Annotated in this window: 18 protein-coding genes; 10 read left to right on the forward strand and 8 right to left on the reverse strand. The window is 57.5% G+C overall.

Going from position 1 to position 19,400, the window contains the following annotated elements; all coding sequences use genetic code 11:
• Positions 1-10 precede the first annotated feature (10 nt).
• The gene (locus tag Q669_RS14745) at positions 11-2,179 is read right to left on the reverse strand and encodes a DNA topoisomerase 3 (protein WP_022992872.1); all 2,169 of its coding nucleotides are present in this window, start codon (positions 2,177-2,179) and stop codon (positions 11-13) included.
• 146 nt (positions 2,180-2,325) lie between these two features.
• Here Q669_RS14745 and Q669_RS14750 point away from each other — a divergent pair, with 146 nt between their 5' ends.
• The gene (locus Q669_RS14750; protein WP_014421985.1) at positions 2,326-2,682 is read left to right on the forward strand and encodes a BolA family protein; all 357 of its coding nucleotides are present in this window, start codon (positions 2,326-2,328) and stop codon (positions 2,680-2,682) included.
• On the forward strand, positions 2,679-3,302 hold the full coding sequence (locus tag Q669_RS14755; RefSeq protein WP_011785986.1) for an L-threonylcarbamoyladenylate synthase: 624 nt from the start codon (positions 2,679-2,681) through the stop codon (positions 3,300-3,302). Before Q669_RS14750 ends, Q669_RS14755 begins: the two co-directional genes overlap by 4 nt.
• Positions 3,303-3,327: 25 nt before the next feature.
• Here Q669_RS14755 and Q669_RS14760 read toward each other — a convergent pair whose 3' ends face one another.
• Positions 3,328-3,984 carry a hypothetical protein gene (locus tag Q669_RS14760; protein WP_022992873.1) on the reverse strand — a complete coding sequence of 219 codons (657 nt, stop codon included), beginning with the start codon at positions 3,982-3,984 and terminating at the stop codon, positions 3,328-3,330.
• Between the two features lie 264 nt (positions 3,985-4,248).
• On the opposite strand from Q669_RS14760, the gene Q669_RS14770 reads away from it, so the two are divergent.
• On the forward strand, positions 4,249-5,865 hold the full coding sequence (locus Q669_RS14770; protein WP_022992875.1) for a methyl-accepting chemotaxis protein: 1,617 nt from the start codon (positions 4,249-4,251) through the stop codon (positions 5,863-5,865).
• A 23-nt stretch (positions 5,866-5,888) separates the two neighbouring features.
• Here the strand turns inward: Q669_RS14770 and Q669_RS14775 are convergent, their stop codons facing one another.
• The 3 genes from Q669_RS14775 to Q669_RS14785 are packed head-to-tail and all read right to left on the reverse strand — an operon-like array spanning position 5,889 to position 7,050.
• Positions 5,889-6,536 (reverse strand): MBL fold metallo-hydrolase, encoded by a 648-nt coding sequence (locus Q669_RS14775; protein ID WP_022992876.1) that lies wholly within the window; start codon positions 6,534-6,536, stop codon positions 5,889-5,891.
• Positions 6,527-6,793 carry a DUF2442 domain-containing protein gene (locus Q669_RS14780; protein WP_011785982.1) on the reverse strand — a complete coding sequence of 89 codons (267 nt, stop codon included), beginning with the start codon at positions 6,791-6,793 and terminating at the stop codon, positions 6,527-6,529. The genes Q669_RS14775 and Q669_RS14780 overlap by 10 nt, the downstream gene beginning before the upstream one ends.
• A complete protein-coding gene (locus Q669_RS14785; RefSeq protein WP_022992877.1) occupies positions 6,790-7,050 on the reverse strand; it encodes a DUF4160 domain-containing protein in 261 nt (86 codons plus the stop codon). The genes Q669_RS14780 and Q669_RS14785 overlap by 4 nt, the downstream gene beginning before the upstream one ends.
• A 71-nt stretch (positions 7,051-7,121) precedes the next feature.
• On the opposite strand from Q669_RS14785, the gene Q669_RS14790 reads away from it, so the two are divergent.
• The 4 genes from Q669_RS14790 to Q669_RS14805 are packed head-to-tail and all read left to right on the forward strand — an operon-like array spanning position 7,122 to position 12,875.
• A complete protein-coding gene (locus Q669_RS14790; protein ID WP_022992878.1) occupies positions 7,122-7,904 on the forward strand; it encodes a Wadjet anti-phage system protein JetD domain-containing protein in 783 nt (260 codons plus the stop codon).
• Positions 7,897-10,839 carry a hypothetical protein gene (locus Q669_RS14795; protein ID WP_022992879.1) on the forward strand — a complete coding sequence of 981 codons (2,943 nt, stop codon included), beginning with the start codon at positions 7,897-7,899 and terminating at the stop codon, positions 10,837-10,839. Before Q669_RS14790 ends, Q669_RS14795 begins: the two co-directional genes overlap by 8 nt.
• Positions 10,832-12,259 (forward strand): hypothetical protein, encoded by a 1,428-nt coding sequence (locus tag Q669_RS14800; RefSeq protein ID WP_022992880.1) that lies wholly within the window; start codon positions 10,832-10,834, stop codon positions 12,257-12,259. Before Q669_RS14795 ends, Q669_RS14800 begins: the two co-directional genes overlap by 8 nt.
• Complete coding sequence (locus Q669_RS14805; RefSeq protein ID WP_014421975.1) at positions 12,252-12,875, forward strand: condensin complex protein MksE; 624 nt, start codon at positions 12,252-12,254, stop codon at positions 12,873-12,875. Before Q669_RS14800 ends, Q669_RS14805 begins: the two co-directional genes overlap by 8 nt.
• A gap of 7 nt (positions 12,876-12,882) precedes the next feature.
• On the opposite strand, the gene Q669_RS14810 is transcribed toward Q669_RS14805, so the two are convergent.
• Positions 12,883-14,727, reverse strand: a complete 1,845-nt coding sequence (locus tag Q669_RS14810) for a sensor domain-containing diguanylate cyclase (RefSeq protein WP_022992881.1) — start codon at positions 14,725-14,727, stop codon at positions 12,883-12,885.
• A gap of 161 nt (positions 14,728-14,888) precedes the next feature.
• On the opposite strand from Q669_RS14810, the gene Q669_RS14815 reads away from it, so the two are divergent.
• Positions 14,889-15,932: a hypothetical protein gene (locus Q669_RS14815; RefSeq protein WP_022992882.1), complete on the forward strand. Its 1,044-nt coding sequence runs from the start codon at positions 14,889-14,891 to the stop codon at positions 15,930-15,932.
• Here the strand turns inward: Q669_RS14815 and Q669_RS14820 are convergent.
• Entirely contained in the window at positions 15,925-16,458 is a 534-nt protein-coding gene (locus Q669_RS14820) for a hypothetical protein (protein ID WP_022992883.1), read from the reverse strand. The two genes, Q669_RS14815 and Q669_RS14820, sit on opposite strands and share 8 nt — an antisense overlap.
• A 144-nt stretch (positions 16,459-16,602) precedes the next feature.
• Positions 16,603-17,277: a spermidine synthase gene (locus Q669_RS14825; RefSeq protein ID WP_022992884.1), complete on the reverse strand. Its 675-nt coding sequence runs from the start codon at positions 17,275-17,277 to the stop codon at positions 16,603-16,605.
• Between the two features lie 131 nt (positions 17,278-17,408).
• Between Q669_RS14825 and Q669_RS14830 the strand changes: the two genes are divergently transcribed.
• Positions 17,409-18,197 (forward strand): SDR family oxidoreductase, encoded by a 789-nt coding sequence (locus tag Q669_RS14830; RefSeq protein ID WP_052000825.1) that lies wholly within the window; start codon positions 17,409-17,411, stop codon positions 18,195-18,197.
• Between the two features lie 68 nt (positions 18,198-18,265).
• Complete coding sequence (gene ald, locus Q669_RS14835) at positions 18,266-19,384, forward strand: alanine dehydrogenase (RefSeq protein WP_022992886.1); 1,119 nt, start codon at positions 18,266-18,268, stop codon at positions 19,382-19,384.
• Positions 19,385-19,400 lie beyond the last annotated feature (16 nt).

Raw genomic sequence — 19,400 nt, forward strand, 5'->3', positions numbered from 1 at the left:
TTCAGTATCGTTATGTAGAATTCCGTAAGTCCACCGCTGGCCGGCCGTTGTGATCATCAACTGTTTGTCGGCAGCCGGGGAAATTGCTGCAGCCCCAGAACCAGCCTTTTTTGCTTTTGCGCCGCACCAGGGGCGAGAAACAGTGGGGGCAGGGTACCGGTTTCTGGCTGGTTCCGTCCTCGGGTTGATGGTCCTCCAGGGGGCGGGTGCCCTTGCAGGCGGGGTACCGGGTGCACGCAAAAAAAGCGCCGAACTTGCCCTCCCGTTCAACCATCGGCGCCCGGCATTTCGGGCAGTGAATGGCGGTGCCTGGTGTCTCTGTATTCGCCAAACCCGCAGCGGGCGCTTGCGCCATGAATCCGCGGATTTCATCTTTGAGGGATTCCAGAAACGCTCTTGGGTCCTCTTCGCCCCGGCGAACGCCCTCGAGAGTGGCCTCCCAGACAGCGGTGCGATCTGGCGTACGAATCGATTCCGGTAGCGCCGCGATCAGGGATTTCCCCTTGTCGGTGGCGCGGATAAAGCGTTTTTCCCGGAACAGGTAATCGCGGCGGAACAGCGTATCGATAATGGCTGCGCGAGTCGCTTCGGTGCCAAGGCCATCGGTTTCCCGCAGCGTTTTTCTCAGCTCGTTGTCGGCGACAAAACGGGCGATATTGGTCATGGCCGATAGCAGCGTGGCATCGGTGAAGTGTTGTGGCGGCTGGGTTTTGCGCTCGTTAGTCTGGGGGTCAGTGCAAAGGACCGGCTCGTTTTTTTCCAGTCTTGGCAACGGAGCTTTTTCTGGCTCTTGCCCGGGTTCCCGCTTGCGGATTTCCAGCGTTTTCCAGCCTGGCTCGATCACGGCTGTCTCGGCGGCGCGAAAGCGATAGTCCTGAATCGCGACCGTCAGCCGGCCTTCCCGATGCACGGCGTCAGGTGCAAACTGCATCAGATAGAATCGACTGATCAGATCGTAGATTTTCTGTTCGGCCGAAGACAGCTTGCCGTTTGGTGCGGGCCGCACTGTGGGAATGATTGCGTGGTGGGCATCCACTTTTTGGTCATTCCAGGCGGCAGAGCGGCGTTCTGTCCCGGTTTTCTCGCAGAATCCGGACAAATCCGGGGCGACACGGGCGATGGCACGAATCACCGCCTCCCGTTGGCTGAAATGCTCCTCTGGCAGGTAGCGGCTGTCTGACCTTGGGTAGGTAATCAGTTGATGGCGTTCGTACAGGTTTTGGGCGGTGTCGAGCACGTCTTTCGCGCCCATCCGGTATAGTCGGCCGGCCTCTATCTGGAGTGCAGACAACGACAGAGGTAACGGCGGCGGTTCCGGGCGATCGCGAAACCGGGCTTCATCAATTCTGCCGGGTCGGCCGCTGATGGCGGAGACAATCTGCTCGGCTACCGACTTGTCCAGCAGCCGGTTTTCTTCATCCAGATGATCCTGAAATTCGTCACCGGGTAACCAGCGAGCAATGAACGGTCGCTGGTCGGCCTCCGGCTCGCTGGCCTGGAAGGTGGCTTCGACCCGGTACCAGGGCTTGGGCTGGAAGTGCTCGATGGTGTTGTCTCGATCCACCACCAGCCCCAACACCGGAGTTTGCACCCGACCCACGGAGAAGACGCCCTGTTCGCCCCGGGTTTGATAGCTGAGGGTATAAAACCGGGAGAGATTGATGCCATAGAGCCAGTCGGCCCGCTGTCTCGCCAGCGCAGAATGGGAGAGTGGGCGGAACTCCCGGTTGTCTCGGGGGTTCTGTATGGCGCGGGCTACCGCCTTGGGGGTAAGGTCGTTGATCAGTATCCGTTTTACCGGTGCCTTGGTGCCGAGATAGCGCAGGACTTCGTCGACCAGTAGTTGGCCTTCACGGTCGGGATCGCCGGCGTGGGTAATCAGGTCGGCCTTGCGAACCAGGGCTTCAAGAACTTTGAATTGCAGGCGCACGCTGTCTTTGGGCACCAGTTGCCAGGGTTCCGGGAACATGGGCAGGTCTTCAATGCGCCATTTTTTCCAGGCCGGGTTATAGCGCGCAGGCTCGGCGGGCTCCAGCAGGTGGCCTATACACCAGCTTACCGTGGCAGCATCTGGTCCTTTACCGCAGCGTATCCAGCCCTGGCCTTTCTCGTGGGGGCCGGGCAGTGCGGCGGCAATGGCCCTGGCCAGACTTGGCTTTTCGGCGATGTACAGGTGCATGGGTATCTGGGGATTGGTTGCTGGCAGGGGAATGTGTCGCTTTGAGGCTTTTGTGTCAAGGGCTTCGGGGTTCCGCGGCGTACTGTAGTAGACTGTTTACACAGCAGGTCGGGACATTGATGCTTAAAGTCCGAAGTAGGTGTTTTATGAAAGTACAGGAAAGCATAGAGGAAAAGCTGGTCGCGGGCTTTAACGCCAGCGTGATTTCTGTGGAGAACGAAAGCCATATGCATTCGGTGCCACCCAACTCTGAAACCCATTTCAAGGTAACGCTGGTGTCAGCGGATTTTGAAGGGCAGATGAAGGTGCGGCGCCACCAGGCAATTTACAAGGTTCTGGCGGATGAACTGGCGGGGCCGGTGCATGCTCTGGCATTGCATCTGTATACGCCGGAAGAGTGGACGGCCAGTGGTCAGGCGTCTCCGGTTTCGCCCAACTGTATGGGCGGGTCGAAAGGTGATGCAGCAATGGACAAGAAGCTTCAACAAGGAGCTAATGGATGAGCCAGTTTTTTCAGATTCACCCGGAAACACCGCAAAAGCGTCTGATCAAGCAGGCGGTGGAGATTTTGCGCAAGGGTGGGGTGATTGTCTATCCCACAGATTCAGGCTACGCACTGGGCTGTCACCTTGGTGACAAGCAGGCGGCAGACCGTATCAAGCGAATTCGGCGCCTGGACGACAAGCACAACTTCACCCTGGTGTGTCGTGACCTGTCAGACATCGGGGTTTATGCCAAGGTGGACAATACCCAGTATCGGTTACTGAAGAATTTCACGCCGGGCCCGTACACCTTTATTCTGGACGCGACCAGCGAGGTGCCTCGCCGGTTGCTGCATCCCAAACGGCGGTCTATCGGCATCCGGGTTCCGGACAACGAGATTGTTCGGGAATTGCTGGGTGAGCTGGGTGAGCCGATTATGAGCAGCACCCTGATTCTGCCGGGTGAAACCGAACCTTTGACCGATCCTTACGATATTCGCGAGACCCTCGGGCATGAGCTTGATCTGATTATTGATGGCGGTTTCTGCGGTATGGAGGCTACCACGGTGGTCAACTTTACCGGTGATGTGCCTGAAGTTACGCGGGTGGGCAAGGGTGATCCGGCCCCGTTTCAGGTTTGATCTGATTAGCAGTTACCCCCGGGCTTCAGGCCCGGGTATTCAGGCTGAAGGCGTAGCGTTGCTGCGCTGTGATACCCGTCTCGGCGGGTGTGGCGGTGCGGCGAAGGCTGTCATAACGGTGGATGACATCTTGCAGTCCATTGAACTGCTGGTTTTCGCTGAGCAGTGAATCCAGCAGGGAATTGTTCACGCCATAAGCCTGATTGAGCTTGAGCGCATTATCCATGAAGTGCAGGGTGGGTTCGGTCACGCTCAAGCGGCTTAACGCCTCACCAAATCCCCGGTTGTTGTTGAGATCCTGTTGTATCCTCTCCCGCACCTGGTCGGGAATTTTGCCGTCCAGCTGAATGCTGCCTTGCTCGGTTTTGCTCACGCTCAGCGCCGTTGCCGGGTGTACGTTGTATTCGGCAAGTTTGTGCCGCAAGGTTTCACGAACGTAGGACAGGTCCTGGGCAACCGTCTGCTTGTACTGGGTCAGTGGCAATTGCCGGGTTTTCTGACTGGCCGGGTTGCGCTCCTGCCACTGTGACGGCGTGAAGCGGTCGTCGGTGCTGCTCTGGGGCTCGCCTGTGGCGGCGCCTTCATTGCTTTTACCGGCGGGTACGTCAGTGCGCGGCACACGGTTGTCCATGGCTTGCTGAAAGCGCGTGCTGGCCTGTAACAGTGATGTCAGCAATGACATGGTTGCCTCCCCTGAACGGAAAATCTCTGCCGGATATCACGGAATTAGCCCGTGTCGCATCAGGCTGTGCAGGTTTCGGGCCAATCTGCCTTGCCTTCTGGTTTGAGTGTGCCGGGACGAATGTAAAACATTGCAAGGAATGACATAGCGGGCGCGTCCGGATGATCTGCGTCATAAAAAAATTGATGCATATCTATAAAGTTATGCGCCAATTCGCCGTCATTACTCTTGGATGTCCAGATCATCTTCCGTTGTCGGGGTCACATGAAAAAACAATATTCAATCCGTTTCCTGTTATTGGCAGCACTGGCTGCGGCTTTCACCGTCATTCTCGTGTTTACGGTTGTTTACAGCGCGCAGTCCCAGCGAGCCCACCTCGAAGAGTACAGTCACAAATACGTGGATGGTCTGGCAAAGTCCTTTTTCGATGGCCTGAACACCATGATGGTGACGGGCACCATTAATAACCGTGATGTTCTGCGCGAGAAGGTGATGGCTCCCGAGGACGTACTGGATGTTCGGGTGATCCGCAGCGATCAGCTGAATGCCATGTACGGTGCTGGGAATGCTGCGGAACAACGCCGTGAGCCGCTGGACATGAAAGCGCTGGATGGTGAACGGGTAGAGCACTATTCGGAGAACGACGCGGGTCGTGTCTACACGTTGATCGAGCCGGTTATTGCCAGCGAAAACTATCAGGGCGTGAACTGCCTCGGCTGTCACCAGGCCCAGGAAGGGGACGTGCTTGGCGCTATTCGGGTCGACTATTCTTTGGCGGAGAGCGACGCGCGCCTGCAGCAGCAGTTGATGGTGAGTGGCGGTATCCAGATTCTGATCTTTGTGGTTATTTTCATACTGACTACCGTAGTGTTGGGGCGCCTGGTGTTTTCCCGCTTACGTCGGCTACACGACCGAATGGATGAAATCTCCCGCAATTCGGATCTCTCCATAGAGCTGGAGGTAACCCGAAACGATGAGATTGGTTCGGTCTCTCGTGCGTTCAATCGGATGGTCGCCAAGATCCGCGCCAGCATGCATACGGTGATGGACAACGCAGAACAGGTTGAAGCGGCGGCCCGCACCATCGCCGGTAAGGCAGAGACCACCGAGCAGGAAGTGCTGGCCCAGAAAGACAATACCGACCAGGTGGCCAGTGCCACCACCGAGATGGCCGCTTCCGCGGTGCAGGTTCGAGAGAACGCGGTGACTACCGCACGGAAATCGGCCGATACCACCAAGTCGGCAGAAACCGGAGAGCATCTGGCTCGAAATGCGGTTCAGGGTATTGAATCTCTGAATGCGGAAGTCCAGAACGGTGCGCAGCGCATTGAGCAGCTGGATCAGCGGACAACGGAGATGGCCTCACGGCTGGAGCTGATTTCCGAGATTGCCGACCAGACTAACCTGTTGGCCCTGAACGCGGCGATTGAAGCGGCCAGAGCTGGTGAGCAGGGCCGGGGATTTGCCGTGGTTGCAGACGAAGTCCGGGCACTTGCCTCGCGCACGCAAACGTCGACTGAGGAAATTCGCCAAACCATTGAAGGACTGAAGAAAGAGGTGGTGGATTGTGTCGGTACCATGCGCCATGCCTCGGAACTTGCTCAGCATCAGGTGGACTCAATTCTGAAAGTGGAAACCGAGCTGCAAACTATTGCTGCAGCGGTGCGTGAGATCACGGGCCTGAATGAGGAAATGGAAAGTGCGGCTAACGAGCAGAGCGAAGTGTCGGACTCCATCAATCAGAATGTGATTGAAATCAGCCGCTCTGCCGAGCAGACCTCCAGCGATGCCCAGGAGACCGCGCGGATTGCAGGGGATCTGCTGTCCATGGCGGAAACCTTGCGCAAAACCATCGAGCAGTTCCGCCTGTCCCAGGGCTGAAGTGGGCGTTTTTACCGGGGCGTTCAGCCCCGGTGATCAGACACAAACGGATTGGTGGCGCGTTCCTGGCCGAACGTAGACATGGGGCCGTGGCCACAGATGAAGTTTACGTCATCCCCCAGAGGGAACAGCTTTTCCCGGATGGAGTGAATCAGGGTGTTGTAATCGCCTTTCGGGAAATCCGTGCGGCCAATGGAACCATTGAACAGCACGTCACCCACCTGGGCCAGTTTTGAACCTCGATGGAAAAACACCACATGGCCAGGGGTGTGGCCCGGCGTGTGCAGTACTTCCAGGGTTTCATTGCCAACGGTCACTGTATCCCCGTTTTCCAGCCATCGATTGGGCGTGAACACCTCCGGCGCCGGAAACCCGAACATCTGTGCCTGCATGGCCAGGCCCTGAATCCAGAAGTTGTCGTCCTTGTGCGGGCCTTCAATGGGCAGCCCCGCTGATTTGGCCAGCTCCGCCGTGCCGCCGGCGTGATCTATGTGGGCGTGGGTGAGAAGGATCTTTTCCAGAATCACGCCTTCGTCCTCGGCTGCCGCCAGAATGCGATCCAGGTCCCCGCCAGGGTCGACCACCGCTGCTTTGTGGGTTTCGGTACACCAGAGCAGGGTGCAGTTTTGTTCAAAGGGTGTGACGGGTACGATCTTGTACTTCAGCGACATACTGTTCCAGTTTGTTCAGATTTGATTTTGCGGTAGAGAGCATCCGGGGCAATGTCTGCTTCGTTGGGCCAGCAGATGGCTCCGAACTCATCAACTTTTGCTTGAGCAAAGAATGCCGGGTCTTTCAGGGGCTCGAACATCGGGCCAAACAAACGATCTGCAAGGCTGATCTCGCCGTGAGTACCATCATCGAAGGTGACGGCCAGTACGTAATCGGCCTTGGCTTCCACATGGGTGACTCTGGGCATGCTGTTCATTCCAATGGCTCTATCTTCTTCAGTGGCTGGTGCAGCTCGGCAAGGCGCCAGTCTGCGATAAGGTCCTGCCGGTGTTCAAAGGCCCATTCGATAACCATCGCTTTGGCTCTTTTGGGCAGTTTGCCCTCAACAATCTCCAGCGTTTCGATCAGAATGATGGCCTCGTGTTCCCCATAATAAGCGTGAAAATGGGGAGGATTATGGTCATCGTAATACATCCGTATCAGAATGCCGAAGAATTCACTGATGGTTGGCATGGGCCCTCCGTGGCTCATAAGGTGTCATATTTTGGTAGACCGATAATAACAATCTGCGGACAGGTGAGCTATTGAAGAACTACCTCCAGAAAATCTTTCAGGGCCAGGCGATTAACTACGAGGCCTTTCTGAAGAAGCTGCCGGATTCCCAGCGTCGGCGGCATCGGGAGCTGTTCGCAACGGAGAAGGTTGGCGCCAATCGCTGGCAGGTAACCATTCTTGATGAAGCTGCGTTTGCGGAGTTACATCGACAGGCCGCTTCACCCGTTAGCAGAGTAGATGCGGCGAAGAAGGGCGATTCCCACCGCCACGGCACCGATGTGAGTTTTCTGCTGGTGTATCATCACGCCCTGACAGGCAACCGGCCGGATTCGGTGGTGATTACCGGAGATTCGGTGGATATCGGTTTTCGGCCAGCGCCCCGGGTGCTGGTGGTGGAGAATGAGCGAAATTTTTATTACTACCGACAGATGCTGGCCTTTGCCGGTGACTGCCTGGGCCAGACAGTTGATCTCACAAACAGCGATGTCGTGCTCGGTGGCGGCAATCGGATTACCGGTAATGCGGATTTGAACTGGCTGACCAGTTACGATGAGGTGCTCTGCGCCTTTGATTACGATGCCGGCGGCCTGCAGATGTTTTCATCGGTGCGATCGGCACTGGGCGACAAGGCCTGCTATCTGCAGCCGGCTGACTGGCAACCTTGGCTGAGCCGTTTCCGCAAAACCCCGGACTCCACCGAAAGGTTTACAAAAGCCCTGTCGCTGGCGGAAGATCTGGGGTTTGTGTCGTTGGCGCAGGCTTTCCGGGCCACCTGCAAATTCATGGAACAGGAGATGATTCTGGATGAGTGATTCACAGGCGAGCGCGAGCACGTTCACCTTCGGCATTCGCCGCCTGGTGCTGGTGGATTCCGCCGGCTTCTGTTACGTGGAAATTCCGGTGGACAACCACGGCCTGATTCTTGGGCCGGGCAACCTGGGTAAATCCAGCTTGCTGAACTCCCTGCGCCTGTTCCTGTTGCCAGAGAATAACTTCAAGAACAGCCGCAAGAAATTTGCCTTCCGCAACGCCAGCGCCGGCAGCTTCTACACCAACGAAGAAAGCTTCCAGCACTACTTCCCCAGCCAGTTCAGCTTCCTGATTATGGAAGCGGAAAACCCGGCGGGCAGCCATTGCCAGATCCTGTATCGCGACAACGCAAGCCAGCTTAGCTACGGCCGGGCCTTTGTACCGGTCAGTTACGACCAGTTGCGACCTTTGTTCTGGAACGGCGACGATGAAGATGGCATTGGCCAGGCGGTGCCGGAGCTCTCATTCACCCGGCTGTCGGAGGCGCTGAAAAAGCTCTCGAAAGAGACCAGGCTGGTCAACGACCCGGCCAAACTGAAAACCATGCTCTACAGCAGTGAGTTGATGAACGCCGACGCGGTGCGTTACTCCGTGCTGCCCCTGGGCGAATCGGACGAACGCCGGGTGCAATCACTGCGCACCCTGATCCTGCTGCTGTTCGAGATGAAGGCGGACGATCAGGCCATGGCCAACGCCGTGGCCAGCATTATCGAAGCGGACAAGAAGTTTGCTGACGATGCCTTTGACTTCAACATCGATGATTTCCTCAATCGCCACGATCAGCTCAAGCAGCAGCAAAGCCAGCTCAACCGTATCGAGAAAGAGCGACACCGGTTTGAGAAGCTGAACCGGGACTACCAGGCCTACCAGACCCTGCTGCGCAGCCAGCACGAGTTTGCCGCCTTCCGGGACGGGGTGACCAACGCCTTGGCCGATATTGCTGCCAAACGCGGGGCGGCGCTTGAGGCTTTCAACGAACAGAACGACACCCTGCGCCACGTGCTGCAAACCCTGAAAAAACTGGAGCAGGAGGCCAGCGGCCTGAAGGGCGAGATTCGCTCCGCCGATCGGCGTATCAAGCAGGCCGAACAGAGCCAGAAAGACGGTGAGCTGCTGATCTCGCAGTATGGCGATATGACCCTGCAGGAAATTGCAGAGATCCAGACAGAGGAGCTGGAAAGCAAGAAAGGCCATCTTGCTGCCCTGAAAAGCGCCGCCCACGCGGAAATCCGACTTGAGCAGATTCAGCGCAAAAAGCAGGATCTGGAGCGCAAGCTGGAAACCCTGAAAGACCGGGAAAGCAAGCAGCAGTGGCAGTTGCAGAACCAGCTGGACGAAACGACCGCCGCGCCTTTGCGGGCGGTTGATCCCCGGCTGATGATGGCAAGCCCCGGACAGGATCTGGATGCCGATAGCAAAGCCACCATTGAAGCCTTCGCTCGCCTGTTTGCCCCCAACGATCGCGGCTTTGACTGGTTTGATACTGAATACCAGAGCCAGCCTGCCCGGCACACCAATTTTGCCGAGCAACGCCAATATATTGAAGGTGAACTTCATGGTCTGGAGAAAGAACGCTCAGAGCTGGCCGACACCGCCAACCAGGAACACGACCGACCTCAGTTGATCGAGCGCACGGAGAAAGAAATCCGGTCTATCGAGAAAGATCTGGAAACGCTCCAGCGCTACCCGGCAGCCTCCACCACCTTGAGAGATGCCACCGAAGAAAAACAGGCGGCGGAAGAACAGCTCGCCAAGCTGGATGAGCAGGCCCGGCTGGAGCAGGAAAAACAGGATGCGGTTCAGGCGAAAGCCGCGAAAGCAAAATCTGAGAAAGATCGCATCGAAGAGCGAGAGCGTGAGCTGGCGGCCCTGAGTAAAAGTGTCGGCACTGTGGAGCACCGCTTCCCGCACCTGAGAGCGGTTGAAGCGGAGCAGCCACTGGACATTGATCGTGTATCGGCGGCCGCCTTCGACGCCCTGCAAAGCCAATTGGATGATCTGGAAGAGCGGCGTCGCAACATTCTCGACCACCTTCGCCAGTTTGTGTACCTGGGTATCCATGAAGATACCGAAGGGGGATTGCAGAAAGACAGCCCCGCGTCGTCTGTTATCCGAAGCACCTTCAAGAGCCTTTCAGATCTGTACGCCGGCATGGCCGAGCGCTGGAGTGTTCTGGAGCAGCAGGTCGGCATCCACAATGAAACCGTCGCCAGCTACCGCCAGGCCCTGAAGTCCAACCACGAACACATTGCACGGTTCGAGGCCCAGCTCAATCGGGAACTGGACGGCGTTCGCATCAACGATCTGGTGGAAATCCGGGTGGACATTCACACCGATCCGAAATTCCGTAACTTGGTGGAAGAAGCCAACAACATTGATCCGTATGGCAATAAGCTTCAGTCCGATGCTTTCTACGACCGCCTTAGGGTGTTTGTAGCGGACTTTTTCGGGGAGCAGGGCGGCAGCAAGCGCCTCACCATGGATAAAGTCATCACCGGCATTTCCTACCGCACCCGCAAGGAGAACGCCGCCAATCTGGACAAGAAAGGCCAATCCACCTCTACTACCGCGCTGATCAACCTGGAGCTGGTTTACCGCCTGCTCAAGCGGGTGCTGTACCCTGGCGTGCAGCTGTCATTCCCTATGGTGCTCGACGAACTGGCCAGCGTGGATATTAGCCAGATGCCGTCGTTGCTGGAACGGCTGCGCAAGCAGGGATTCAACCTGTTCTCTGCCGCTACCCACAGCGCCAGCGCCGAAGTGATCTACCTGATTGGCCGGCACCTGGAAGTGGGGCAGATGCGCACCGCGCGGCCCTACAGCAAGGAACGCACTCTGGTGTTCTGGGGCGGCGCGGAAGGTTTTACTGGTGGTGAACCGCTGAGCCACTGGGCAGACCAGACCCAGAACAGCTTGCTGGAGCCGGTGGATGAGTAAACGCTTCAGCACCCTGGACACCACCCGGCTGCTGTTTGAGCACCCGAAAATCCTGTTCCGGATGATCGAGCGCATGGACCGCAATGAAGCCCGGTTCATCCGGGAAAGCGACCTGGTGGCCGAGGTGATGGATTACACTCGAGGCCTGGGCAAGGCCGATCGGGAGCGCGTGCGGCTGGCCCTGAACACCGACAATCTGTTTCGCAGTGGGCTGATCATCGACATCATCAAGGCCGACGGCGAACGCCGGCTGGTATTTCAGGACGCACTGATCAATCTGATGCGGGCCTGTAACGCCTCGCTCTACCAGGAGCTTACTGACGCCCGCCTGCGCGGCCATCTGGTGACTCTTCGGGATGTGCGCAATCGCCTGGAAACCAGCAGTTTCAGTGATGCTGATCCGGATTACACCGAGCTGCGGGACGATCTGAACGAGCGGGTCAGCCAACTGATCGGCCTGTTGCGCCAGAACGTGTTGCGCATGCAGACCATCAGTGCCCAGCTGGCGGACCTGTCCGGTGATGCCAGCCGGGCGCCGGAGAAGTACCTGGAGTTCCGCCAGAATCTGTTTGAGCAGATCGTGACCCTTTATGAACGCCATATCAAACCCACGCTGGTGTTCCTGAACCCGGACACCCGGCTGCCTGACGGCAGCAATCTGTTCGAAACCCTGGAAGCCATGGTGCGCCTGCTGGAGGGCCACGATGACCACAGCCTGGCGGATCAGCTGTTCCGTTCCTCTATCAGCCTGAACGCCCTGTACAAGCCCATTCAGGCGGTGGCCCAGGAGGTCGAACACTTCCTGCGCAAAACCCGCCGGGGTATGGCCCAGTACAACGCCATGGAGCATTTCTACGGCAAGCTGCGTGCGCTCAAAGACGACACCGAAACCCTCAGCCTGCGCCGAAAATGGCTCGAAGGCGGCGATTTTGCCCGCAGCACCGGCTTCCTGGTGGGCCTGCGGGCACAGCAGCGGCCCAAGCATTATGCCTTTGGCCAGTCGTCGAGCTACTACCAGTTGTTGTTCAGCGAACTGGAGCTGCGCCTGAGCGATCTGCGCCGCCAATCCGAAGTGCCGGTACTGCAGGAAGTGGCCGGAAGCGGCCGCGAAAGCCGGGTAGATGTTCAGCGCATCAACCAACTGTATCAATGGCTGGAAACCCTGGAATTGCGTCCCACGGCGGATCTGGTGCGGGAGCTTCACGGCCGGCTGGATGGCTTCATCCCGGGCTACCGTTTTGCGGACCTGCTGGCAGCCCTGAACCGGCTGGTCAATTCGCCGCCGGAGGGTATGCAGGTGACAACCACTAACCGTTTCCGCACCCTGGAACAGGCGCCGGACTGTGAACAGTTTGTGTACCGCAAACGACGCCTTGAAACCAATACGACTGATACAGAACAAGAGCCAGACCATGCCTGATTTCGTGGAAACCCGGGATACAGAGAGCCCCCTGAACGAGCAGGGCGCGACCAGCTTCGAGCAGATCCTGCCGGCTCACAGTGCCGCCATCTACCGGGAGTTCCAGGCTGGCCGGGTGATTGTCCGGGATGTGTGGGACAACAACCGCTCGGAACTTCGTGCCAACCCCCTCTACAACCTGCTGTATAACCACCTGTCTCACTTCCGTACTTTCTATGAGCATTTGGGTAGCGACCTGGTGTTCAATGAAACCGGCGCCTTTTTCTTCCTGAAAGAGAGCAGTGACGACGAAAGCGAAGAGCACGATGAAAACGCTTTCCGGGTGCAGGTGGTATTGCTTCTGATCGGCCGTTACTTTGCCCGAAGCGGCAGAGATCTGGATTATCTGGGGCGCCCTGAAGCCGGTTTAAACGAGCAGGATCTGGCAAATCTGGGGGCGGATGAGGAGTATCAGGACATCCTTCGGGCCGCCCGTTTCGAGAAAGGGTTGAGCGAAGCGCTGGATTACCTGGAAAAACGGAACCTGCTGTTTCGCTCCGGGGCGGGGCGCTATTTCCTCAGTTCCGCCGGCAGCTATTTCCTGCACCAGTTGGTACAGGAGTATGAGCAGAGTTAGTTGCCGGTCAGGCAAACGCCAGGTTGTTCCTACCGCTGGTTTTCACGGAATACATGGCCTTGTCGGCGGTGGCCAGTAGAAGCTCAGCGGTCTGGCCGTTGTCCGGGTACAAGGCGATTCCCACCGAGGCACCAATGTGCACAGTCTGGCCCTGAATGTGAAACGGCTCATTCAGCACCTGGATCATTTTGCGAGCAATGGGTTGGGCATCGGCATCGTTGGTCAATGGCCCGGTTATGATCACGAACTCATCCCCACCCCGGCGCCCCACCACATCATTGGCCCGAATACTGTGCTTGAGCCTTCTCGCGACATTCCGTAGCAGCTCATCGCCAGCCTGGTGGCCCATGGTGTCGTTTACCGGTTTGAATTTGTCCAGATCCAGGAACATCAGGGCGAAGTGATGATGCTGGCGCCGTGCCTGCTCGATGGCTTGTTCCAGGTGGGTTTCCAGGGCCGTGCGATTTGGCAGGCCAGTGAGTTTGTCGAAATGTGCCAGCCGGAACATCTGCTTTTCTGCCTGTACCCGTGCGGTAATATCGCTGAAGGTCAGGATCAGTTGCTGGATTTGTCCCCGGGCATTGCGTACCGGCGAAACCGTCAGCAGGTTGGGGAACGGATCATTATCGGGCCCGGTCAGCCAGACCTCGCCTTGCCAGGCATTTTCCGCGACAAGATGCCGGTGGATTTCTTCCCGGTCTATCTCCTTGCATCTGTCACTGTCGATAAATGCCATCAGGTTTGTATTGCGAAGTGTCTTCGTTGTTGCGCCGGTAATCTCGTTGAAGGCCGGGTTAGCACGAATAACCTGTAAACCGGTGTCACAAATCACGATGGCTTCGTGGGTGTGGTTAAAGACCTGCTGGGCCAGCCGAAGCTCATCGGTAGACCGGGCAATCTGGGAGGCCTGGTTGGCCAGTGCTTGCACAATCGGCATCAGTGAACGCCAGACCATTGTGCCGGCAAGGGCGGAGAGCATGAGTATCAGCACAACACTGATAACAATGTCTTCAATCACTTTACCGAACACACTGGAAGTCCTGGCATTCATATGGATTTCCCAGCCATATCCTTCCACTAGTCTTATGAATGCCAGCACACGGGTGCCGTCTGGAAGCGAAGCCTGGAAAAAGTCGAGGTCTGGTTTGTAATCGATACCTTCCTGTTCGGCCAGGCAACCATTGGGTGTTGTCAATTGAAACTGATGACTGCCCTCGGTCCAGATCAGTCGCCGCGTTCTCTCGACATCAAGCAGGCACAGACTGGAGTCCGCATCCACGCGAAAGATGGGAATCAGTGAGGAGAGTTCGAACAGCAGAAGATCATAGCCTACGATCTGTTCATCCACGCGTATCGCAGCGATGACGTGCAGTAACGGCCTCGCTTCGTTACTTACCCCTACCGGGTAAGACTGGATATCAAGCCCGGAGGGCATAGGCAGGTCAGCGGGAAGCTGATCGTCCAGAGGCCCGACGCGCACAACTTCGGCGCCACTGGCATCAAACCGGACGATGGCGGCAAGGTTGTCGATGTTTTTTGCGGCATCGTCAAGCCTGGGGCGAGAAAAGGTCCGCAAGTCAGCGAGTGCCAGGTTTCCCCTGTTGTATTCGACCATAACCCGCGCGAGCTCAGAGCGACTGGCGGTTTGTCGCGCCAGATCCTGATGCTGATCGAATACCGCCCGAACGCTCTCGGCCTTGGCATCGGCCACCAGGCTCGCAGTGTCTGCGGCCTGGGTATGGATCTGATTGATCAGGGGGGTGGAGACCACCACGGCAATACTGATTCCAGTGAGAACAACTGCAACGATGGCAGTGGTGATAATGCGGCGTTTCTGCTCGAAGATATCCATAGGTGCCGTCGGACGAAAGCGAGGTTATAAGGACATGGTATCCGTTTTTTGCAACGGGTATACCCACCTAGAGTTGTTTTCTGTAACCGATGTTGACATGTGTCAGCCTTCATGTTTGAGATTTTCCATGTAGACTGAGGTTTTTATAGCAGGAGTACTGAATGACAGAGCCCGCACTGTTCCAGTCCCGGCCCAGACGGCGACTATTGTGGCTGGCGCTTTTCTCGTTGGTGGTGGCCGTTCTGGTGTCAGTACGCTTGCAACCGCAACCGGTTGAAGAACGGCTTGTGCGCCTGCATGCCCAGAATGAATTCGGTACGGAATCACCGCTGCTGGGCGAAGCCTTGGCTCTGCAGGCGCTCCTGCTGGATTACCGGGACGACCGCCTGCTGTTGCTGAAAGCTCAGGCCGCGTTGCAGGTATACCCCGAGTGGACCAGGTTTGTAATGGATCTGTTTGGTGAAGAACCGGAATTTCGGCAGGCCCTGCGAGCCCATGGCGAGTATCTGATGCCTCCTGTGATGCATTTTTATCAGAATCCGGTTGGCTCGATTGAGATGATGAACCGGGTTGCCGGCACCGGTAAAGTCCTGACGCCGGAACAGCGTGCCTGGTATGCCGTCAACTTCGCCAATAAAGAAGGGCAGGATTTCACGGGCCAGTTCGTGGTGGGGGCCGATGGCAATAACATAGAGTGGATCTGGACGGAGCGGATTACAGAGGGCATTACGCAGTTCTTCACCAGTGGCATCCGGACTCTGGAATCCCGGTACCGTACCGATCAGCCGATCCGCATGGAAGATGTCGGCTGGGCCGCCGTAGACGCGCTGATTATTGGCAGTGCGGTGAAATTCCTGAAAGCCGGTCGGGCGGCAGCAGGTACTGCAAGAGCCTCGAGTGTCGCCGCCCGTTCCGCGGCCTATTCTTCCCGCCTCGCGCGGGCCGGGCGAATGGCTTCGGTCATGGTTAGCAACGCAAAGTGGCCCGCTGCGGTGGCTCTGGTCTATGTCGTTGTCAAACACCCCGCCTTACTGAACGACGTATTCGCCGGCGCTGCCCGGGTACTGGGCGTGCCGGCCTGGATGGTGCAGATACCAGGATGGTTCCTGGTAATGCTGCCACTGCTGTTGCTTACGCGCTGGCTACTGGCCACTGTGCTCTGGTTGCTCCCAATAACGTGGCTCCGGGGGCGGAGGCTCAGATAGTGCGCACTAACCGGACGTTGCGGTTTTTCAGGACCGTCGTGGCCTCCTTGAGTTGCTCAGAACTGGAGGCATGCACGGTCAGTACATACTTGCCCTCCTTCAGAGCCGACTGCGCTTTGGCAACATAGGGAGTGTGGTCAGGCCGGAGCGTAACGCCTCCAGCCACCAACAGGCCAAGTATCAGGCCGAGCGCCGCAAGAACGGCTGCGGCAACCACGCCATTCTGGGCAATAAACCCCACGCCGATAGCGCTCAGTATCAGGAACACAATAAAGCCTGCGACTGCACCGCCGATACCGAGCCAGAGATGCGAACGCACCAGCGTTTGCCATATGCCCTGATTCTCTGGCTCCAGCTCTTCACCCGAGTGTTGGTCCTGGGGGCTTACAACAATGACTTGCTCGTGATCCAGACTGGTTTCCTGCGACAGCACCCTTGCAACGCCGTTGGCATCGGTTTCTGTCTCGAATATTGCGGCTACTTTATGGGCTTCCTGTTCACCGGTAATACTCACTGAGGGTTTCATGGAAAGACCTCCTGAGTGTTTCGCCGAGGACCAGATCCTCGTCAAAACATAGCGGCTTCATCAGTAACCCTAGTACACCTGAACCTGTATTTCGAATGACCGTATGGCAACAAACCGATCGGGAATCGCCCGCCATCCCCTAAATTACCACGCCAGCCAGATTGTGTGACGGGCGCCTTTACCCGGACGCAGGGCTCTCACAACAACGGGTTCCACCGAAAAGCCAGCGCGCCGCAAGCGTTCGGTAAAGGCCTGTTCCGGACCGGCCGACCAGTAGGCGAGAATGCCGTCGTTGCTCAGGGATTTCTGGGCGGCGGCGATGCCTTCCGGAGAGTAGATCCAGTTGTTTTCTTTACGGGTAAGACCTTCCGGACCGTTATCCACATCCAGCAAGATGGCGTCCCAGTTGCCATCGCCCTGCCGCAAAAGTTCTGCCACATCGCCAATGTGAACGGCGGCTCGGGGATCGTCCAGAGGGTAGCTGGCGGCTGCGCCCAATGGTCCGCGATTCCAGGTTTCTACCTCGGGAACCAGCTCTGCCACCGTCACCTGAGCCTGATCGCCTGTAGCCGAAAGCGCTGCCGCCAGGGTAAAGCCCATACCCAGCCCGCCAATCAGGATCCGTGGCGCGGGCAGATGGCTCAGGCGTTCACAGGCGAGGGTGGCGAGTGCATCCTCCGAACCATGTAAGCGGCTGTTCATCAGTTCACCCGGGGCGCCTGCAATCTTGATGGAAAACTCGTCATTACGTTGCAGCAGTCGCAAGCAGGTGCCGTTGCCGGGGATGGTTGCGGTGCCAATTTCGTTAAAGCGGGCCATGGTTGGTTTCCGGTAGTGTGGGCAGGCGGGCATTCTAACCTGTTGATACAGCCTTCGGCGAAAACCGTATCAATCAGTTGCTGCTAAACTGCAGCAATCAATCCGTCCGGCGCAAAGCCCGCCGAATAGTAATGACGGAACCGAAACCGTTGGAGGCAGACTTGGAACGAATGCAAAAGGTAGTCCTGGTGACAGGAGGCGCGAAGGGAATTGGCCGAGGCATAGTGCTGCACCTGGCGGCGGCGGGCTGGAAAGTGGCATTCTGTGATACTGACCAAGCCGTAGGTGAACAGTTGGTTGCCAACGCAGAGGGTGAAGTCGTGTTTCTGGCAGGCGACGTTGCCAGCGAAGCGGATGTTGAGAATATCATTTCCCAAACGGTGCACTGGGGTGGTGGCCTGAATGCCGTTATTAACAACGCTGGCATTGCGGACCCTCATACCGGCCCGATAGAACAACTGGGCCTTGAACAGTGGCAGCGTCGAATGGATGTCAATCTGACCGGGCCGTTTCTGGTGAGCAAACATGCGATACCGCATCTCCGAAAGGCGAGGGGCGTGATTGTGAATATGGCCTCCACACGGGCCCTGCAATCAGAGCCGGATACTGAAGCCTACGCCGCCACCAAGGGCGGCCTTGTGGCACTGACCCATGCGTTGGCCATTAGCCTGGGACCAGAAATACGGGTGAACTGTATCAGCCCGGGCTGGATAGATACCCGCGACTGGCAGGGAAGCGAGCAGGCTGTCGAGCCTCTGTCAGAAGCGGATCACCAGCAGCATCCGGCCGGCCGCGTTGGCAGGCCCGAAGACATCGCTACACTGGTGGCTTACCTGATTTCCTCCGAGGCTGGCTTCGTCACCGGGCAGAATTTTGTGGTGGACGGAGGCATGACGCGCAAGATGATTTATCAGGAGTGAGTGCTGACCGATAGCCTTGACTACACTGCAACAGAGGTCCATTTGGGCCGGCCGTAAGGAGGTAGCGCATGAAGATTGGTGTACCGAAGGAGATCAAGAACCGCGAATATCGGGTTGGTTTGACGCCAGCGGCGGTTCATGAATTGTGTGGCCATAAACACAAGGTTTTGGTCGAAACTGGTGCAGGTGTCGCCATCGGCTTTTCCGATGAGGATTATCGGCAGGCAGGGGCACACATTGTGGAAAGCCCCAGGGAAGTTTTCGAGCTGGCCGAGCTTATCGTGAAGGTCAAGGAGCCCCAGTCTGAAGAGCGGGCGATGCTGAAGCCGGAGCACACCCTTTTCACCTATCTGCATCTGGCGCCGGACAAACCGCAGACTGACGACCTGGTGCGCTCTGGGGCCACTTGTATCGCGTACGAAACCGTGACTGACCGTACCGGCCATTTGCCCTTGTTGGCACCCATGTCGGAAGTGGCCGGACGAATGGCCATTCAGGCGGGGGCTCACTGCCTGGAAAAGGCCATGGGAGGTCGCGGCGTCTTATTGGGAGGTGTGCCCGGTGTCCCACCGGCGCGAGTAACGGTGGTTGGCGGGGGCGTGGTTGGTCAGAATGCCATTGCCATGGCCATCGGTATGGGGGCCCAGGTGACAGTACTGGATCGCAATATGGACGTGCTCAGGGAACTCGATCATCGATATGGGAATCGTCTGACCACCTTGTTCTCAACTACTCAGACGCTTGACCAGGCGGTCACTGAATCCGATCTGGTTATTGGCAGCGTGCTTATTCCGGGTGCATCGGCTCCGAAACTCATTACCCGGGATATGATTCGCCGGATGCCCGAGGGCAGCGTGATTGTTGATGTGGCCATTGATCAGGGAGGTTGTGCTGAAACCTCGCGGGCAACCACGCACGATGATCCCACCTTCATTGTTGATGGCGTTGTGCATTACTGTGTTGCCAACATGCCCGGCGCCGTCGCGCGCACATCCACGCTGGCCTTGAACAACGTGACCTTGCCTTATGTTGTTGCGCTGGCCAACAAGGGGGCTGACCGGGCAATGAAGGAAGACCCGCACCTGAAGGCCGGTCTCAATGTCGCTGCGGGGAAAGTCACCTATCGGGAAGTCGCAGACGCTACCGGGCACCCCTATACAGACCCTGAATCCTTACTGGGGTCCTGACCCTGGCTCCCTGGAG

Source organism: Marinobacter sp. C1S70, assembly GCF_000475355.1.
GTDB lineage: Bacteria > Pseudomonadota > Gammaproteobacteria > Pseudomonadales > Oleiphilaceae > Marinobacter > Marinobacter nauticus.

What these genes read in the sequence shown, in the direction of transcription:
- Q669_RS14745 (WP_022992872.1), bottom strand. Translation starts at nt 2,179, where the DNA reads ATGCACCTGTACATCGCCGAAAAGCCAAGTCTGGCCAGGGCCATTGCC.
- Q669_RS14750 (WP_014421985.1), top strand. Translation starts at nt 2,326, where the DNA reads ATGAAAGTACAGGAAAGCATAGAGGAAAAGCTGGTCGCGGGCTTTAAC.
- Q669_RS14755 (WP_011785986.1), top strand. Translation starts at nt 2,679, where the DNA reads ATGAGCCAGTTTTTTCAGATTCACCCGGAAACACCGCAAAAGCGTCTG.
- Q669_RS14760 (WP_022992873.1), bottom strand. Translation starts at nt 3,984, where the DNA reads ATGTCATTGCTGACATCACTGTTACAGGCCAGCACGCGCTTTCAGCAA.
- Q669_RS14770 (WP_022992875.1), top strand. Translation starts at nt 4,249, where the DNA reads ATGAAAAAACAATATTCAATCCGTTTCCTGTTATTGGCAGCACTGGCT.
- Q669_RS14775 (WP_022992876.1), bottom strand. Translation starts at nt 6,536, where the DNA reads ATGTCGCTGAAGTACAAGATCGTACCCGTCACACCCTTTGAACAAAAC.
- Q669_RS14780 (WP_011785982.1), bottom strand. Translation starts at nt 6,793, where the DNA reads ATGAACAGCATGCCCAGAGTCACCCATGTGGAAGCCAAGGCCGATTAC.
- Q669_RS14785 (WP_022992877.1), bottom strand. Translation starts at nt 7,050, where the DNA reads ATGCCAACCATCAGTGAATTCTTCGGCATTCTGATACGGATGTATTAC.
- Q669_RS14795 (WP_022992879.1), top strand. Translation starts at nt 7,897, where the DNA reads ATGAGTGATTCACAGGCGAGCGCGAGCACGTTCACCTTCGGCATTCGC.
- Q669_RS14800 (WP_022992880.1), top strand. Translation starts at nt 10,832, where the DNA reads ATGAGTAAACGCTTCAGCACCCTGGACACCACCCGGCTGCTGTTTGAG.
- Q669_RS14805 (WP_014421975.1), top strand. Translation starts at nt 12,252, where the DNA reads ATGCCTGATTTCGTGGAAACCCGGGATACAGAGAGCCCCCTGAACGAG.
- Q669_RS14810 (WP_022992881.1), bottom strand. Translation starts at nt 14,727, where the DNA reads ATGGATATCTTCGAGCAGAAACGCCGCATTATCACCACTGCCATCGTT.
- Q669_RS14815 (WP_022992882.1), top strand. Translation starts at nt 14,889, where the DNA reads ATGACAGAGCCCGCACTGTTCCAGTCCCGGCCCAGACGGCGACTATTG.
- Q669_RS14820 (WP_022992883.1), bottom strand. Translation starts at nt 16,458, where the DNA reads ATGAAACCCTCAGTGAGTATTACCGGTGAACAGGAAGCCCATAAAGTA.
- Q669_RS14825 (WP_022992884.1), bottom strand. Translation starts at nt 17,277, where the DNA reads ATGGCCCGCTTTAACGAAATTGGCACCGCAACCATCCCCGGCAACGGC.
- Q669_RS14830 (WP_052000825.1), top strand. Translation starts at nt 17,409, where the DNA reads ATGACGGAACCGAAACCGTTGGAGGCAGACTTGGAACGAATGCAAAAG.
- ald (WP_022992886.1), top strand. Translation starts at nt 18,266, where the DNA reads ATGAAGATTGGTGTACCGAAGGAGATCAAGAACCGCGAATATCGGGTT.